The following is a 16,594-nucleotide window of genomic DNA, read 5'->3' on the forward strand; positions in this document are numbered from 1 at the left end:
AAATCTATTTCCAGGGAGGTATAACTATATGCTGGATGTACCTGAACCGGTATAAATTGATGTGACGAAACTTGTTCGTTCTTACAATTGGAAAAGTTTCAAAGCCCACGGACGATACGTTTTCCAAAAAGAGTATCGTTTCCGTTTTCAACCAATCCAAATTGATGGGTTCCCTTTCCTCCTGCTTCTTCTGTGCCAACATTTTGGAAAGGGCGCATTTACCATCGCATTGCAACTCCGGTCTTTCCTTGTTTTCGCAATAACGTTCTATAAAGTCTTCCGTAAAAAGCGCATAATATCCCAATGTGCCCGCAATTTTTAGGCTACTGGCAACGGTAATGGCCAAAAACAGGCAAGTTATACCCAAGGATTTTAGTTGCATCCGGCAAAAGTAAATCGACAAATAGTTTTACAAAGTGACTTTTGTCACAAAAGGGAAGAAAAATAAAAATGGATAAAAAAGGGAAAAAAGTTCAAAAAATGTTAAAAAGACAGCTATGTAACCCAGGTTACTTCGGAATGAAAATCGATAATATAAATTTATCAAAAATTAAATTAACAATAATAAATATCTATTATGAGTACTGAAAATGTCAATTCTGAAAATGTGAATCCCATGCCAAGAATTGGGGACCAAGCACCCGATTTTACAGCTATAACAACAAAAGGTAAAATCAAATTTTCTGATTTCGCCAAAGACAAATGGGTGGTGATGTTCTCCCATCCAGCGGATTTTACACCCGTTTGTACTACTGAAATGAGCGGTTTTGCCACTAGAAAGGGAGAATTCGATGCCCTTGATACAGAACTCTTGGGTTTAAGTATCGATAGCATTCACGCGCACTTAGGCTGGGTGCAAAATGTACGGGTAAACACAGGTGTCTATTTTGATTTTCCGATTATTGCCGACTTGGATATGAAAGTGTCCAAACTGTATGGAATGCTCCAACCCAATGAAAGTGAAACCGCAGCCGTACGTGCCGTATTCTTTATTGACCCAAGTAAAAAAATACGGTTAATAATGTATTACCCCTTAAATGTTGGTAGGAATATGGACGAAATCCTTAGGGCCTTGGAAGCACTACAGACTTCTGATAAGCATAAAGTGGCCATGCCCTTGGATTGGAAAAAAGGTGATAAGGTCATCGTTGGACCTCCAAAAACCTTGGATGAGCTGAATGAACGCATTAATGACGATTCCTTGGAAAAAGTGGATTGGTATTTAGCCAAAAAAAGCATTTAATCCTCATTACCATCGGTCGATTTAAGAGAGCCTGTTTAAATTGGCCGATTTTTTTTGGGCTTCATTTTGAGAATGAACTAAATGTTAAATTTTCCAATTTGTAACCCATATTACAGAACAAAATATATCCCAATTGTAATTTTATATCAAAGCTATCATCATGGATGTAGAGATTCTCGCCAGAATTCAATTCGCTTTCACAGTAGCCTTTCATTACATCTATCCACCCTTGAGCATAGGAATAGGCTTGATAATGGTGGTTTTGGAAGGACTGTACCTAAAAACTGGCAACAAACAATATGAGGTCCTAACTAGGTTTTGGTTGAAAATATTTGCCATAACCTTTGGTATTGGCGTGGCCACAGGTATCATTATGGAGTTTGAATTCGGTACCAATTGGTCCGTGTACTCCAAATATGTAGGTGATATTTTTGGAAGCGCGCTGGCCGCCGAAGGGCTCTTTGCCTTTGGTCTGGAAAGTACCTTTTTGGGTATCTTGATTTTTGGCTGGAACCGCGTTTCGCCAAAAGTGCACTTCATTTCCACGATCGGTGTTTTTTTGGGTTCCATGTTTTCCGCCATTTGGATCGTGGTGGCCAATAGTTGGCAACAGACCCCTGCCGGATATCACATTGTGGGCGAAGGTCTGAACGCACGGGCCGAGGTAACGGATTTTTGGGCCATGGTTTTCAATCCGTCGAGTATGGATAGAATAATCCATGTTTGGCAGGGTGCCTTTTTGGCTGGTGCTTTTATGGTCTTGAGCGTACATGCCTATTACCTTTTAAAGGGAAGGTATATTGAGATTTCCAAAAAGGCATTCAAGATTTCCTTGGCGATAGCAACGATCGTATCATTGATGCAATTGGTCTCCGGTCATAGTTCTGCTGATGGCGTCGCCAAAAACCAGCCCGCTAAATTGGCCGCAATGGAAGGTCACTATAATGCATCCGAAGCAGCGGATCTCTATCTATTTGGTTGGGTGGACAACGAATCCCAAAAAGTTACCGGTATGGGAATCCCTGGTGGATTGTCCTATTTGGTACATCAGGATTTTGAGGCGCCCATAAAGGGTTTGAACGCCTTTCCCAAGGACGAAATACCTACACAGGTTAATGCGGTATTTCAGTTTTACCATATCATGGTCTCCATTGGAATGTTTTTGATCTTGTTGACCCTTTATGCAAGCTTTTTGTGGTGGCGGGGTACTTTGTTCGAGAAAAAATGGTTGTTGCGCATTTTTATGTTTTCGGTCTTGCTACCGCAGATAGCCAATCAGGTGGGCTGGTTTGCCGCGGAAATGGGAAGGCAACCTTGGGTGGTCTATGGCCACTTAAAAACCAGTGAGGCCTTTTCACAGGAAGTATCGGCAAATCAAATTCTTTTCTCGCTGATTTTATTTCTAGTCGTTTATGCCATCCTATTTTTATTGTTTTTGTACTCCTTGAACAAGAAAATAAAACACGGGCCCTATGAAGAGGCCAAAAACCCAGATGAATTTTTGAAATACACATAAACCCGACATGATGGAAACATTTCTAGGAATTGATTACCCCACTTTATGGTACTTGGTCGTTGGGCTTTTGTTTTCCGGCTATGCGATTTTGGAAGGCTTTGATTACGGTGCAGGTGCTTGGCATCTCTTTTTTAGAAAGGACTTGAGCAGGCGCATCGCCATAAACGCCATTGGTCCGCTGTGGGACGCAAACCAAGTCTGGTTGATTATAGGTGGAGGTGCCCTCTTCGCGGGCTTTCCGGTCATGTATGCTACCATGCTTTCGGCCATGTATATACCGTTCATGTTGTTCTTGATGCTGCTCGTTTTACGTTCGGCCGCCATAAAATTTAGAAGTTCGGAAGAAATGACCTGGTGGCGAAATACTTGGGATATCGTCTATTTTGTATCCAATACGCTTATAGGTTTTCTTTTGGGCGTTGTTCTTGGAAACATTCTCCAAGGCTTTGAACTTCATGCAAATTTTGAATACAGGGGCGGTATCTTTTTTACCTTTTTAAATCCCTATGCGCTAATGACGGGCCTCACTACCTTATCCATTTTTATGACCCAAGGGGCGATTTTCTTGTTGTTAAAGACCGAAGGCAAGCTGCACGACAGGCTATCCTACCTTCTGAAAAAGGGTATGGTATTCTTTATCATTAGCTTTGCCATTACCTCTTTGTATACCCTAACATTCCTTCATGGAGTAACCGATAAATTCAAGGAACAACCAATCTTTTTCCTTCTCCCCGTTTTGGCTTTTTTGGCCGTTGCCAACGTTCCAAGATTGGTCTCCAAAAAAAGATATGCGCATGCACTAGTGTTTTCATCATTGATCATGGCGTTTTTGTTGATGTTGGTGGCATTCCAGCTCTATCCGGTACTCCTGCCCTCTACCATAGATCCTGAATACAGTGTAACCATTTACAATGCGGCCTCGTCCCAAAAATCATTGGGCATTATGCTGACCATCGTTTTGATCGGAGCGCCACTATTGGCGGGATACTTTTTATTTTTATACAAAACCTTCCACGGAAAGGTAAAATTGGACGATACCAGTTATTGAGGTATGAGCAATGGCTGTTTTTTAGGAGCACCAACTTTGGTGCTCTTTTTTTTGTGTAACATTGGTAACTGTGGGCAAACCGACTTGGTTTTACATTTAATGTAAAATTAAGATTATGTCCAAAATAGTCATATTAGGTGCCGGTATCGCCGGCCATGTTGCGGCGACCCACCTACGAAGAAAACTGCCCAAAGAACATGAGGTTGTCGTAGTATCGCCCAACAGCAATTACCAATGGATTCCCTCCAATATTTGGGTGGGCATTGGAAGGATGCGATCAAAGGAAATCCTCTTTCCGCTGGAGCCCCTTTATAAGAAAAAAGGCATCGGTTACAAGCAGGCAAAGGTCATGACCTTTTTTCCGGAAGGGGATTTGGAGACCGACAAACCTTTTGTATCGGTAGAATATGTGGCCGGGGAACAAAAGGGAACTACTGAAAAGGTCACCTATGACTACCTCATCAATGCGACCGGTCCCAAACTTGCCTTTGAAATGACGGAAGGGCTCAACCCTGGAACCAACAAAGCATATTCCGTATGTACCTATTCCCATGCGGAACATGCCTGGAATGCGCTCCACAACCTAATACAGCAAATGAAACGGGGTGTAAAAACGAAGATTCTCATTGGTACGGGCCATGCAAAATCGACCTGTCAAGGTGCGGCATTTGAGTACATCCTCAATGTGGAACAGGAACTAAGGCGACACAAGGTCAGGGATAAGGCAGACATAGTCTGGATCTCCAACGAACCCAAACTAGGGGACTTTGGCATGGACGGAATGCTCCTGAGCTATGGCAGCAATATCATGAAATCCAGTGAAATGGTTGAAATGGTCTTTGAGGACCGGGGCATCCAATGGATTTTAGGGGCCGGAGTGAACAAAATAGAGGACGGTGTGGCGCATTACGAAAACCTGGAAGGGGAGTTCAAATCAGAAACCTATGACTTTGCCATGCTCATACCGGCCTTTTCCGGACACGGATTCAAGGCGTATGACAAAAATCAAAATGATATAACCGGAAAACTTTTCAATGGTTTTATGATCGTGGATGCCGATTATACACCAAAACCCTATGAGGAATGGAGCGTTCAGGATTGGCCGGAAACCTATCAAAACCCGTCCTACGCCAATATATTCGCACCGGGCATCGCTTTTGCACCACCCCATGCCATTTCAAGACCCAGAATAAGCAAAAACGGAACCGCCATTTCACCTGCACCACCAAGAACCGGAATGCCATCCGGAATTACGGCCAAGTTGGTAGCGGACAATATTATCGATACCATTAAGGGCAAAAAGGAACTCCACCATAAAGGTTCGCTCGGGAATATGGGAGCGGCCTGTATCGCGTCCGCTGGATACGGAATGACCCAAGGCAGTGGCATAAGCATAACCACCTATCCCATTGTGCCGGACTACAAAAAGTACCCGGATACCCAGGGAAGACAACTTAAAAAAACCTTTGGGGAAATTGGTTTGGCCGGCCATTGGCTAAAATTGGCACTACATTACGCATTTCTTTATAAAGCCAAAATGAAGCCGTTTTGGTGGCTCATTCCGGAATAACGATAACTTTTCAATCCAATCCTTGATGCAATGACACAACGAATTTCAAAATCCAAGCGCTTTTTCATGATGAACCCCGTTATCCAATTTTTTAAGTTTATTTGGTTGAGCCTAAAAATATTGGTCATCGTTGCGGGCGGCCATGGAGGTACCAGGAACATTTCTTGAAATGACTAAATTATTCGGTCACAATTGAATTCCCTGTTCCTAAAGTAAATCTACTTCGGAGCATATACAAGTGATTTTCTTTGGACTGTTTTCAATACACGAAAGTTTGGTTTTCCATACAGCATAGCTTTCCTATTGTGGGCCCAGGCAGTGATGTGTAACTATTGTTACATACAAAAACCTGACCAAAGTCATATATTTGTGCCATAATAGTTTATATGGACTGGATTTATGAACCTTGGCCTTGGTATGTCTCCGGGCCCATGATCGCCTTGGTCATGTTTTTGTTATTGATGGTAGGGAAGAATTTTGGGATGTCTTCCAATTTAAGGACCCTATGTACCATCTGTGGTGCCGGAAAGAAATCGGATTTTTTTAGATTTGATTGGAAGGCACAACGTTGGAACCTGATAGTTGTACTAGGGGCCATTATAGGTGGCTTTATCGGTTCACATTTTATGACCACCGATGCCGCGGTCGCCATCAATCCAGATACGGTAGCTACCCTTAACGAATTAGGTTTTAGTAGTGCCGGAAAGGCCTATTTACCCACAGAACTATTTGATATGAATGCCTTGACCGATATAAAAAGTATTCTACTATTAACAGTTGGTGGTATTTTGGTCGGATTTGGAACACGCTATGCCGGAGGTTGTACTTCTGGCCATGCTATCTCCGGCCTTAGCAATCTACAATTGCCTTCCTTAATAGCGGTTGTCGGTTTTTTTATTGGAGGTTTGGTTATGATACATCTTATTTTCCCCTTACTTTTTTAAACTATGAGAACACTAGCGTATTTGTTTATCGGAATCATATTCGGAATCACCATGTTCAAATCTGAAGCGGCCTCCTGGTTCAGGATCTATGAAATGTTCAAATTTGAATCCTTCCATATGTACGGGATTATCGGTTCTACGGTAATCATTGGGATTATTCTGGTACAATTGATTAAGAGAGTTCCCATTAAATCTTTTTATGGGGAGACGATTCAACTACCGCCCAAGGCCAAAAGTTTTAGCCGATATATGATTGGGGGTATCCTTTTTGGATTGGGCTGGGCCTTGGCCGGTGCTTGTCCAGGACCCATGTTTACTTTGGTAGGAGTAGGTTATGTTCCCATCATTGTGGTAATCATCGCATCCATTTTCGGGACATTTTTGTACGGATTGATGAAGGATAGACTACCGCACTAAAGGTAGGTCATAAAACTACTCGTTTTTTCAATACTGCAAAACAGGAAAAACGTACAACCTATTAATTTTACGGTTGATTTGGTATGACTTTTATCATGCCCTAATCCAATAGTTTTGAATAGTTTGTGGGAAACCCAAAAAGTAAACCTATGACCATTCTTTACGCCACAGATTGCAATGAGAACTCGGTATCAGCCTTACGATATGCCCAAAAATTATCGCTTCAGCTGAACGCTCAATTGGTTCTTCTCTATGTGTACGATATTCCACCAGTAGCCGGAAGAACCATTAAAACTGAGGAACAGTTACAGCGTAGCCTCAAAGGAGAAAAATTGGAGCTGTTAACCCGATATTACAGGGAAAACGGGATAAAGGACCAACAAAAACTTTCAATCCACTTTTGGGCCGAATATGGTATTTCGATTGCCGATACCATTTTGGAATACGCCTTAACCTTAAACTGTGAACTTGTACTGGTGGGCATGAAGGACGAACATACCAAGAGAGGGATGTTCTCTGGAAATATTGCCAATAAGCTGCTCAAGAATGTCAATTGCAAATTATTGATCGTACCTAACACCTTTGAATATTCGACCATTACCTCGATTGCCTATGCCACCGATTTTGAGAACGCGGATGTCCGCGCAATTTCTGAATTGAAACAGCTTTTTCCTCACAAAGAAGTTACTGTTAAAATTGTCCATGTGACTACCGATGAAAACACTAAAGAAGGTGAACAAATGGAATGGTTCAAGGAAATCTTGCTTGAAAAAATACCAGGAGAAAGCATATCCTTTCACCTTATTAATGCCCAAACGGTACCCCTTGGGTTAAGGATGTTCATTGGTGATGAAAACTCAAGCATGATTGCATTATTGGAGCGGGAAGAGCAATCAGTTTTCAAAAGACTGTTCCATAAAGATTTGATTAAATCCATGGAATCGCAGATAAAAATTCCTATTCTTTCCATTAATCCTAAATCATTGAATTAATCAATTCAAACTATAGTATATCTGTACTATAACCTACTATACTGCAATTGATAGTAAGTATTAGGACAATATATAATTATTAGTACTCCTAAAGCAAATCTGAATTCATGTATACTTTATGGTCTATACAAAAGTTCAACGAAAGATCTACAATGCATTATTTTTTAAATTCATTGCTGTAGGCTTAAGAATTCTAATAAAGTTGGCTTCAACTAAAATGGAATTCTAAGAGTATAGTTTCTAAGTGGGCGTTAATCAAACTACTGATGGTTTAACTTTTCAATTAATCCTCGAAGGCGGATGGTGATTTTCTATAGATGAAAGGTTTTTTTAGATAGACCTATGACTACAAGAAACTACCACAATATATTTACTTTTATATTGTTATATTTTCCTACACCTTTAAAATGAAACAAAGGTCGAATACACTACTAATTCTGGCACTCTTTATTGGGGTGGGCTTTCACGGTTCTAGTATTTTCTTCACACTGGAATCAACCTATGATGCATTGATCCATTTGTTCTTTGCAGACCATTACGCCCAAAGCTGGTTTGAACCCTGGGATTACAGGTGGTATACCGGATTTACGGTACAGTCCTATCCTCCTCTGGTACATCAGACCATAGGCATTTTATCCTATTTAGGCGGTCTTAAATTTGGTATGTTTACGGTGGCCTTGATAGGAATAGTTCTCTTTATTACGGGTGCATACCGGTTTGGACTATTAATTACTGGTGATAGGAAAATCGCAGGGTACACCTCGCTCTTGGCCGTATTCTCATCGACCTTCATTGAAACCTTGCATATTTTTGGGCAATTACCCAGTATTTTGGCCTTATCCATATTACTGCATGCCTTGCCCGAAATATATTTATGGATAAAATCTGGAAAACTAAGGTACTTGGCCACTAGTTTATCGCTAATTGCCGTAACGGTAACCTCCCATCATGTGACACCCATTTTTGGAATGGTATTCTTCATATTTCCACTGATTGCTATGGTGGTTATGGATGCCAGTAAAGATCAAGTACAGTATATTAGGGCTATCACATTCAAGGTTTTCTGGTTTCAATTCAAAAAGCTTTTTTGGCGAATCGTAATTTTTGGATTTGGATCTCTTGTTTTATTTGTTTTCTGTATTCTACCCTATTGGTTGAATTCAAAGAAAAACCCCATTACTCAAGTCCCCATACCCCATGGGTCCAGGGACAATTTTCTAGAGGTTACATCATCGGGTCTGGTTTTCTTTCTTATTCCTTGGGGCATATTGTTGTTTATACTTCCCTATATATTTTATAGGTTTTATAGTAAACGTTACCTTTTCTTTGGCTTGTCCTTTACCATCCTTACAATCTTGGGTACGGGTGGTACTACACCAATACCACGGCTGGCTTTAGGTGAAACCGCATTTAATATTCTAACCTTGGATAGGTTCACGCTTTGGGCAACCATTATGGCGCTTCCCATTTTTGGTGAATTTGTTTTTCGCTTGGTAGAGGGAGATTTAAGAATATATATCCAAGACCGGTTTGGGTCTATCTACCATAAAATTGTTGGTGGATCGATTGCTGGAGGTATTTTGCTCATGGTCGTCTTTACAATGAGCCTAAATTATTTTAGGCCATCGCAGCCACAAAAAATAAACATGCTACCCATCGTAAATTTTTTAGGGCAGGACCAACATGATCAGTGGCGTTACCTACCTCTTGGCTTTGGAGATCAGATGGCTTGGCTATCTGCCCAAACCAATGCCATGACCGTTGATGGTAATTATCATTCGGCCAGAAGACTACCTGAACTTACAACAAGGGCCATTGAACGTTTGGAAAATTCTAAATTTAGGGGTGTTGAAGGTATTGGGTCGTTACAACAATTTTTAACCGTTCCTGAAAAATATAATTTGAAATATATCTTCTCAAATGACAAATTCTATGACCCAATTTTATATTTCTGTGGATGGCAACGCTTGCAACAATTAGAAAACGGTATTATGGTCTGGGAAAAGCTGAATGTTCCACCCATGCCAGCTATTATATCAAAAGAGGACGTTTCCAATTGGTTAAAAATAATGTGGGGCATTGTTCCTTTATTAACCGTTATTGTTGCGTTTATTATTAATATCCAATGGGTCTGGCTACGTGCTTTGAAGTCAAAAAAATTACCTGAAGGTTTGTTTTTGAAGTATGCCATATCCTATGATAAATTTTCACCCAAAATTGTGTTTACAAGCCATATTTGGGCATTTTTCTTACTAATTGTATTTGCTTATGGTGGATATCAAGCTTATTTGAACCACGCAGAACAAATTGCCCCCAAAAATGTCTTAATGGCCTATTATGACGCACTGGATTTCAAAGAATTTACAAGGGCCTATTCCTATATTGACCCAAATGACCAGGTAAGCCTTTCCCAATATATGTTGGAAGTATCTGTAACTGACGGTATTTTAAGTTCGTATGCCAAATTGGATTCAATTGGCGTAGATATTATTGAAGAATCTGATAATTATGCAAAGGCCAATGTTCATACTCAATGGATTACCCCTTTGGAAAAAATAAAAAAGGATTATGAACACGACCTAATAAAGGAAAATGGTAAATGGTTCATCCATGCCAAAGGTTTTGATAATGATTTACCTCCAGATCAATTCCTATCATCCAATGGCACAAGTTATTTTAATCATGGCAGAAGGCGCATTACCACGCAACAAACAAATCATGAAGATGTATTGAAGCAACCGGTACTCGAGATATTAAAGGCAAAGCTGGTAAAATTCGACAACGGATACAGTATCATTGGAGAACTACAAAACGTTGACGATATTCCATCGGTTGTGGTTCTTAAAGCCACGCTCTATAATAACGAAAACCAAGAACTGGCAAACTATAATGCAAAATATCAAATGAAGCATAAGTTAATGCCAAAGGAAATAACGAGTTTTAGGGTAGATTTTGAAGGTATAGCCTGGTCCTCCACCAAAGATACCATCCCCCCTACTTTTGACCCCGATGAATTTACACCGGTTTCGCTCTCAGAGCAACCTACAAAATTCAACTTACAGTGCGCCGGTAATTCCGCTACAACAGATCTCTACAAAAGCGTGGCCCTTCAAGAACTCCACATAGAGGAAAATTCAATTAGGGGTACCTTGTTCAATTTTGGCATCCAAGAAGTGACCATACCGCAGTTATTGCTTTCCTACTACAATTCTGATAAGGAATTGATATGGGTAGACCATCGTTTTTTAAAGGAAGGGGTCCGCATCCAAAGAAAACAGACTTTCGATTTTTCGTTAAACGACCTAAATGGAATTCAGACCATTAACAACAGTCTTGAAAACTGTTTTGTCAATGGATTACCCAATGCATCTATTTCCAGAAAGATTTTCCCTAACAGGATTCCATCACATCAGGAAAATCTTTTTCAACCTACTCCAGGACGCGGTTTTGATTTTATTAAAGTTGAAGTAAACGGTTACATAGGCAATCCAAGATAGTTTTGAAATTTATTAGGTACATAGCACTAGCAACTATCCTTTTGACAGGATGCAGGGAGAACAAATCACCTGTGGTCAGTAATGAAAATGGGTCGTTCCAACTATTGACACCAGTTACCGAAGTTGTGGCCGGTCACGCTATTACCGTAAAATTTAGGGCAAACGTAGTCGATGATGTGTATTTACTCTTGAACAATGCAACAGGTTCGACACTTGTGCACCCTATTGTCCAAGGGGATACACTATCGTACACTTTTCCTCCATCATTCAAAAACAAAGCCGGAATTTGCTCATGGAATCTGGTTTACAACGGCTTATCTCACGAGGAGGGGCAATTAAACATACTCCCTAATAATTCGTATCCCGTTTTGGAGACCTATCTGGGCCCAAGAAGCATCTCTGCAGGTAATCAGGATTTCTCTATGTTGGTCATTGCACCCACAGATAGCTATGACAATCCTCTATTGGATAGTACCAGGATAGATTATAGTTTTCAGTTTAAGGCAGCTATTCAGAGCGAGTTCGTTCATACCAAAAATCTTATAGGTTGGGAAAGAATCTTTAGTCCGAAGGAATCCGGACAGATATTGGTGGCCGCATCTTATGATAATGTAAATAGCAAGGAATTCGTGACAAAGGTCTATCCATCCATTCCAACTGATTTTAGGATTTCCTTTGAACGAAACCATAAGTTTGCCGATGGCAATCAACAGATAGCCTTTATAACGGACATCATTAAAGATGAATTTGGAAATGTTATCACAGATGGGACCATGGTTACATTTACCATTAAAAGTTCAGAAAACATGATACTGCAAACAGTGGGCACAACGCTAAACGGAATTGCAAAAGGTAAAATATTACACCCAAATAAAGAACAGCGATGGAACGTGACCGCCTATGTGATTGGTGCTGCGCAGAGTAATACACTCGTTGTGGATTTTGAAAAAGCCATTAAGAGTTTTGATATCGAAATTTCAAAAGACAGCACTACGGTATTCGTTACGAACATGAAAAGTTTCATGCAACAATTGGTACCGGACGGTATCCCCATTACTATGGTTATCAGCAAACCTAACGGTGAACTTATAGAAACCAAAACAACCACTACCCGCCTTGGTAAAGGTTCTTTTAGCCTTACCAAAGACTTCTTAAAAAAAGGCTCATATAAAATTAGAATTGAAAGTGCCGGTATTACTAAAACTGAAAACTTGGAGATAGAATGAGATTGAACCGTACCATCTACCAAACGTTACTTATTGTGTCTTTTTTGGCACTTAACGCTTTGATCATTTTTGGAATAAGCGCTGTTTGGTCCTATTTAAATTCGGGTGCCGACCGTTCAAAAATGCTCCACCTTCCTGAAAAGCTTACCGCCTCATACTTACCTAAAGTTCAATGGAATTTGGAATACACCGAAGGTCGCCCCATTGAGGAACAAACTTTAAATGAAATTGAAAGGGATTATTTAAAGTCTTGGCAAGTAAAAAGTATTGCTCTGGAAACAAATAATCGTTACGGTCTTTCGGATTATTTTACAGACAGTGCCCGTGTAAAATTGTACGATCTAATCGAACTGAACCAATCCCAAAATATAACCATAAAGACAACTTCCATAAAGCATAACCCAAAACTAGAGTTTTATAGTGCAGACGGTAAACTTGCCGTTCTTACCGATTATGATGTGGAGCACTATCAAGAGACCTACCTACAAGATAGACTTCTACATTCCCAAAATTCTACGAACACCTATCAAGTTTTACTTTTATTGGAGGATGGTTTTTGGAGAGTTCGTCATATGGTACAAATGGATGCGGGTAAGAAAAGAAATATAGCCAACACCATACAGAATTTGGATGAAAGTTTGCTCTCCAAAGTAAAAGGTGTCAACTACTACCCAAAGGACCATCCCTGGGATATGTTCGGGAGCAATTTCAAGGACAGCATTATTTACAAGGATTTTAAAAAAATTAAGGATTTAGGCCTTAATTCCATCAGGATTTTCGTGCCTTACGAGGCATTTGGTAAAGCTGAGGTCGATAGCGTTAAATTGGGTCAACTTTCAACAACCTTGGATATTGCCCAAAAATTTAACCTAAAGGTAATTGTAACGCTATTTGACTTTTACGGGGACTACGGGATACAGGACTGGACCCTGACCCATAGGCATGCGGAGCAAATTGTTGAAGCGCTTAAAAACCATGAAGCCTTGCTGGGTTGGGACCTTAAGAATGAGCCGGATTTGGATTTTGAATCACGTGGAAAATCCAATGTACTAGCATGGCTTAGGAACACTATGGAAGAAATCAAGGGATGGGATTCTGAGCATCCTATCACCATTGGCTGGTCCAATGCAAAGGCGGCCCAAAACCTATCGGAAGAGGTTGATTATGTATCGTTTCATTATTATCTCGACCCTGATAATTTTACAGAGGCTTATTCGCTACTTAAAACAGCCGTACCGGATAAACCCATTGTTCTACAAGAATATGGATATTCCTCATATAGTGGCTTTTGGAACGCCTACATGGGATCAGAAAGGAAACAGTCCTCCTATTTTAAGAAAATACAAGAGGGCATTGAATCCCAAGGTATTCCAAGCATTTTTTGGACGTTGTATGATTTTGACCTTGTACCCAATTCCGTAGTGGGCCGATTACCCTGGAGAAAATCCAAACAAAAATATTTTGGCTTATTGGATAAAAATGGCAATCCAAAGGAAGTCGTAAAAGTAATAGTGGATAAATAAAAAAGGAGTGACTAACTGTGGTCAATCCTTTCATTTACAACTAATCAAAAATTAAACCGCCACTTTTTCTTCTTTAGTCAAGTCATTCAATTTAAAACCATTGGCCTTGGCCTTCTGAATGGCCTTAAAGTAATCTATGTACATCTGGGTAATTGAAGACATTGGGAGTGAACATGCAGCATTATAATTGGCCCTACCAAGGCTAACCCTGTATTGTTCGTCATTTAATATCTTCTCGATGGCATTGGCCAAGGAAGACGGATCGTAGGCATCAAAAAACTCACCTCTATATCCTTCTTCTTGAACTAGGGTACTAAGGTCTCCCAAATCTGGAAGAGCTACGGCATTTCCATAACTGCCTGCTTGGTGTAATACCCCTGAACTACCTGTTGTTGAAGTATACGGGAATACGGTTACCGCACTATCGCCAAATAGCATGGGTACATCCTCTTCCGCTACATAGCCTGTAAATGTAAGCTGTTCCACATCATTATATTTCTCCTTGATGGCATCCAGATATCCCAGTGTATTTGGACTATCTGTACCCGCAATTACGATCTCAATGTCTTCGTTGCTTCGCTTTCTTATTAATTCTACGGCATCGATTAGTATTTCGACCTTCTTATAGGTCCCGAACTTACCGAATGCCATAACTTTCTTTGGCCCTAAAGGAAGTTCAAAACTAGGCTCGGGTGGAGTTTCAAAAGATCCGTGTGGGATGAGGGCAACATTGCGTACTTTGTATTTCTCCTCCAAAATACCAACATATTTGCTCATGGTTACGGCGAGAATATCCGAAGAAAGGACGAAGCGCATCAAAGTTGTGCCTATAAGATTATAGGCCCATTGTAAGAATCTATTCTTAGTAAACCCGGCATTTTCCAAATCAACTTTCTCCAAAATATTGTGTAGCAGCGAAATTGTTGGTATTCCCCTGGTCTTACAGATAAATGGAAGCATTAACCCCAATGCCGCAGGAATCTTCTTGTCCCCAAATTTTAAAAACTGAAGATTAAAAAGTACCGCATCTGGTTTTGATTGGGAAATAGCCTTATTGATGGTATATATATTTTTGTAACTATTAAATTTCCAACATTCCTTTACCGTTATCTTACAACCTTCCTCATCAAAATCAATTTCCTTTGGTTGTTGGGTATAATCTGTAATCAAGATAAGCTCTGTCACTTCTTGCTGAAGCCTAAAGTGCTTCACTAAATAGTAGCCATATTCGGTCAAGGTTACTTTACTAGGGGGGTACGCGGTAACGATTGCTAGTTTCATAGGGTTTTCAAATATTTCTGTTTATACTTCTTTTGTATTTATATCGTTGTCCCGACGGGACGCACTTGTTTTATTGGATGCAAAAAAGAATAGTATTTGAGCAAACAACAAAATCAACATTGCAAGGATTTGAACATGCACTACCATTGCCAAATCTGAGTGAAAAAAGGTAATCAAAAATACCTGTGACAATCCCAATACTCCAGAAAGCATTACAGGTATATACTGATTCAAGGATAGAAAATAGTAGGCAAAGATATTGGATACGGCAAAGAGCGACGTGGCCAGCGCATATTTCCATAGTAGACCTGAAATAGGGAGGTAGGACTCACCGAACATTACTGTAATAATGAACTCAGGCATCAAAGAACAGGCAATTACTATGGTTGCTGATAAAGCACCAATCAACAATACATATCTTAATAGGACAGGTTTGGTAGGCTCACCATCCTTTTGCTTTTGTATTACCGTAGGCATCAATAGCATTACGAACATCCAAGCCACAAAATATACCACCCTACCAATTAAGGCCAAGGATGAATAGAGACCTGCCTTATAATTATCAAAATAATGCTTGACCAACAAGATGTCACTATTATTGATTATTATCTGGGTAAGTTCATAACCCGCAGTAAGGCCAATGAACACCCAAACCTCCCTAAGCTGTGTACTTGTAAGGTGAAAATTAGACCTGAAATTGGCCATTTTTATTCCGGATGGAAATAAACCAAAACAAAAGGATAATCCAATACCTAATGCTATTACAATCCCAGACTCGAAAGGCAAAAGCCATAAGGCAATGAATGTCAAAAGTAACCTACTCCACATCTCTGTCTGGTAGGTAGCTGCCAACTTGCCAAATTCCTGACGCCCTTGAAATCTCCCCCTATTGACACTCATTAGAAAATAAAGCGGCACGGCCAACCCAAAAAGAACAAAGATTAGTGAACTAAGAGTTTGGAAAATATCTTGTAACTGACTGGAAAACAATATGATTAATACCCCGACTGTAATACCAAAAAAGGCGGCATACCTATACATGGTGTTCTTAAAGGCGATCCAAACATCACCTGAATAAACCACGGCAAATTTTGTCGTGGCCAATTGAAAGGTCATTCCTATAAATGAAAGCACCAATAATAACGTTACCAACAGGGCGGCATCCGCAAAAGCACCGGGTCCCAGGATCCTACCCAAAAGCAAATTGTAGAGATAATTTCCACCATTTACCAAAATGGCACTTATCATGAACATTTGTTGGGGCGAAACCTTTTTTAAAACCAGTTTGACGTAGGTCATTAATATTGTTGTATTGGGATGAATATTGAAGGTAGTTC

General features: G+C 40.2%; 14 protein-coding genes. 11 read left to right on the forward strand and 3 right to left on the reverse strand.

The genetic code is table 11. The annotated features are described in order from the left end of the window. Positions 1 to 4: 4 nt before the first annotated feature. Positions 5 to 382 (reverse strand): hypothetical protein, encoded by a 378-nt coding sequence (locus tag ACZ41C_RS01175; RefSeq protein ID WP_138258548.1) that lies wholly within the window; start codon positions 380 to 382, stop codon positions 5 to 7. Positions 383 to 577: 195 nt separating this feature from the next. Here ACZ41C_RS01175 and ACZ41C_RS01180 point away from each other — a divergent pair, with 195 nt between their 5' ends. From ACZ41C_RS01180 to ACZ41C_RS01230, 11 genes are all read left to right on the forward strand, one after another. Continuing rightward, entirely contained in the window at positions 578 to 1,243 is a 666-nt protein-coding gene (locus ACZ41C_RS01180) for a peroxiredoxin (RefSeq protein ID WP_138258549.1), read from the forward strand. Positions 1,244 to 1,403: 160 nt separating this feature from the next. After that, positions 1,404 to 2,759 (forward strand): cytochrome ubiquinol oxidase subunit I, encoded by a 1,356-nt coding sequence (locus ACZ41C_RS01185; protein WP_154918789.1) that lies wholly within the window; start codon positions 1,404 to 1,406, stop codon positions 2,757 to 2,759. A gap of 10 nt (positions 2,760 to 2,769) precedes the next feature. Beyond that, positions 2,770 to 3,807: a cytochrome d ubiquinol oxidase subunit II gene (gene cydB / locus ACZ41C_RS01190; protein WP_464563735.1), complete on the forward strand. Its 1,038-nt coding sequence runs from the start codon at positions 2,770 to 2,772 to the stop codon at positions 3,805 to 3,807. Positions 3,808 to 3,922: 115 nt separating this feature from the next. Beyond that, positions 3,923 to 5,377 (forward strand): NAD(P)/FAD-dependent oxidoreductase, encoded by a 1,455-nt coding sequence (locus tag ACZ41C_RS01195; protein ID WP_464563737.1) that lies wholly within the window; start codon positions 3,923 to 3,925, stop codon positions 5,375 to 5,377. A 30-nt stretch (positions 5,378 to 5,407) separates the two neighbouring features. Beyond that, positions 5,408 to 5,545 (forward strand): hypothetical protein, encoded by a 138-nt coding sequence (locus ACZ41C_RS01200; protein WP_161595348.1) that lies wholly within the window; start codon positions 5,408 to 5,410, stop codon positions 5,543 to 5,545. Between the two features lie 218 nt (positions 5,546 to 5,763). Then, positions 5,764 to 6,321 (forward strand): YeeE/YedE family protein, encoded by a 558-nt coding sequence (locus ACZ41C_RS01205; RefSeq protein WP_154918786.1) that lies wholly within the window; start codon positions 5,764 to 5,766, stop codon positions 6,319 to 6,321. Positions 6,322 to 6,324: 3 nt separating this feature from the next. Further along, the gene (locus ACZ41C_RS01210) at positions 6,325 to 6,738 is read left to right on the forward strand and encodes a DUF6691 family protein (protein ID WP_138258554.1); all 414 of its coding nucleotides are present in this window, start codon (positions 6,325 to 6,327) and stop codon (positions 6,736 to 6,738) included. A 149-nt stretch (positions 6,739 to 6,887) separates the two neighbouring features. After that, a complete protein-coding gene (locus ACZ41C_RS01215; protein WP_138258555.1) occupies positions 6,888 to 7,730 on the forward strand; it encodes a universal stress protein in 843 nt (280 codons plus the stop codon). Positions 7,731 to 8,137: 407 nt separating this feature from the next. Next, the gene (locus ACZ41C_RS01220; RefSeq protein WP_464563741.1) at positions 8,138 to 11,227 is read left to right on the forward strand and encodes a hypothetical protein; all 3,090 of its coding nucleotides are present in this window, start codon (positions 8,138 to 8,140) and stop codon (positions 11,225 to 11,227) included. Between the two features lie 2 nt (positions 11,228 to 11,229). Continuing rightward, positions 11,230 to 12,453, forward strand: a complete 1,224-nt coding sequence (locus ACZ41C_RS01225; RefSeq protein WP_464563743.1) for a hypothetical protein — start codon at positions 11,230 to 11,232, stop codon at positions 12,451 to 12,453. Next, entirely contained in the window at positions 12,450 to 13,976 is a 1,527-nt protein-coding gene (locus ACZ41C_RS01230; protein ID WP_464563745.1) for a glycoside hydrolase family 2 TIM barrel-domain containing protein, read from the forward strand. Before ACZ41C_RS01225 ends, ACZ41C_RS01230 begins: the two co-directional genes overlap by 4 nt. A 51-nt stretch (positions 13,977 to 14,027) precedes the next feature. Here the strand turns inward: ACZ41C_RS01230 and ACZ41C_RS01235 are convergent, their stop codons facing one another. Beyond that, positions 14,028 to 15,257, reverse strand: coding sequence for a glycosyltransferase (locus ACZ41C_RS01235; protein ID WP_464563747.1), 1,230 nt, complete (start codon positions 15,255 to 15,257; stop codon positions 14,028 to 14,030). A gap of 21 nt (positions 15,258 to 15,278) precedes the next feature. Then, positions 15,279 to 16,556: an oligosaccharide flippase family protein gene (locus ACZ41C_RS01240; protein WP_464563749.1), complete on the reverse strand. Its 1,278-nt coding sequence runs from the start codon at positions 16,554 to 16,556 to the stop codon at positions 15,279 to 15,281. Positions 16,557 to 16,594 lie beyond the last annotated feature (38 nt).

The organism is Maribacter sp. C-4077, from assembly GCF_055378385.1.

Coding starts and splice junctions, on each gene's coding strand:
- ACZ41C_RS01175 (WP_138258548.1), bottom strand. CDS start 382: ATGCAACTAAAATCCTTGGGTATAACTTGCCTGTTTTTGGCCATTACC.
- ACZ41C_RS01180 (WP_138258549.1), top strand. CDS start 578: ATGAGTACTGAAAATGTCAATTCTGAAAATGTGAATCCCATGCCAAGA.
- ACZ41C_RS01185 (WP_154918789.1), top strand. CDS start 1,404: ATGGATGTAGAGATTCTCGCCAGAATTCAATTCGCTTTCACAGTAGCC.
- cydB (WP_464563735.1), top strand. CDS start 2,770: ATGGAAACATTTCTAGGAATTGATTACCCCACTTTATGGTACTTGGTC.
- ACZ41C_RS01195 (WP_464563737.1), top strand. CDS start 3,923: ATGTCCAAAATAGTCATATTAGGTGCCGGTATCGCCGGCCATGTTGCG.
- ACZ41C_RS01200 (WP_161595348.1), top strand. CDS start 5,408: ATGACACAACGAATTTCAAAATCCAAGCGCTTTTTCATGATGAACCCC.
- ACZ41C_RS01205 (WP_154918786.1), top strand. CDS start 5,764: ATGGACTGGATTTATGAACCTTGGCCTTGGTATGTCTCCGGGCCCATG.
- ACZ41C_RS01210 (WP_138258554.1), top strand. CDS start 6,325: ATGAGAACACTAGCGTATTTGTTTATCGGAATCATATTCGGAATCACC.
- ACZ41C_RS01215 (WP_138258555.1), top strand. CDS start 6,888: ATGACCATTCTTTACGCCACAGATTGCAATGAGAACTCGGTATCAGCC.
- ACZ41C_RS01220 (WP_464563741.1), top strand. CDS start 8,138: ATGAAACAAAGGTCGAATACACTACTAATTCTGGCACTCTTTATTGGG.
- ACZ41C_RS01230 (WP_464563745.1), top strand. CDS start 12,450: ATGAGATTGAACCGTACCATCTACCAAACGTTACTTATTGTGTCTTTT.
- ACZ41C_RS01235 (WP_464563747.1), bottom strand. CDS start 15,257: ATGAAACTAGCAATCGTTACCGCGTACCCCCCTAGTAAAGTAACCTTG.
- ACZ41C_RS01240 (WP_464563749.1), bottom strand. CDS start 16,556: ATGACCTACGTCAAACTGGTTTTAAAAAAGGTTTCGCCCCAACAAATG.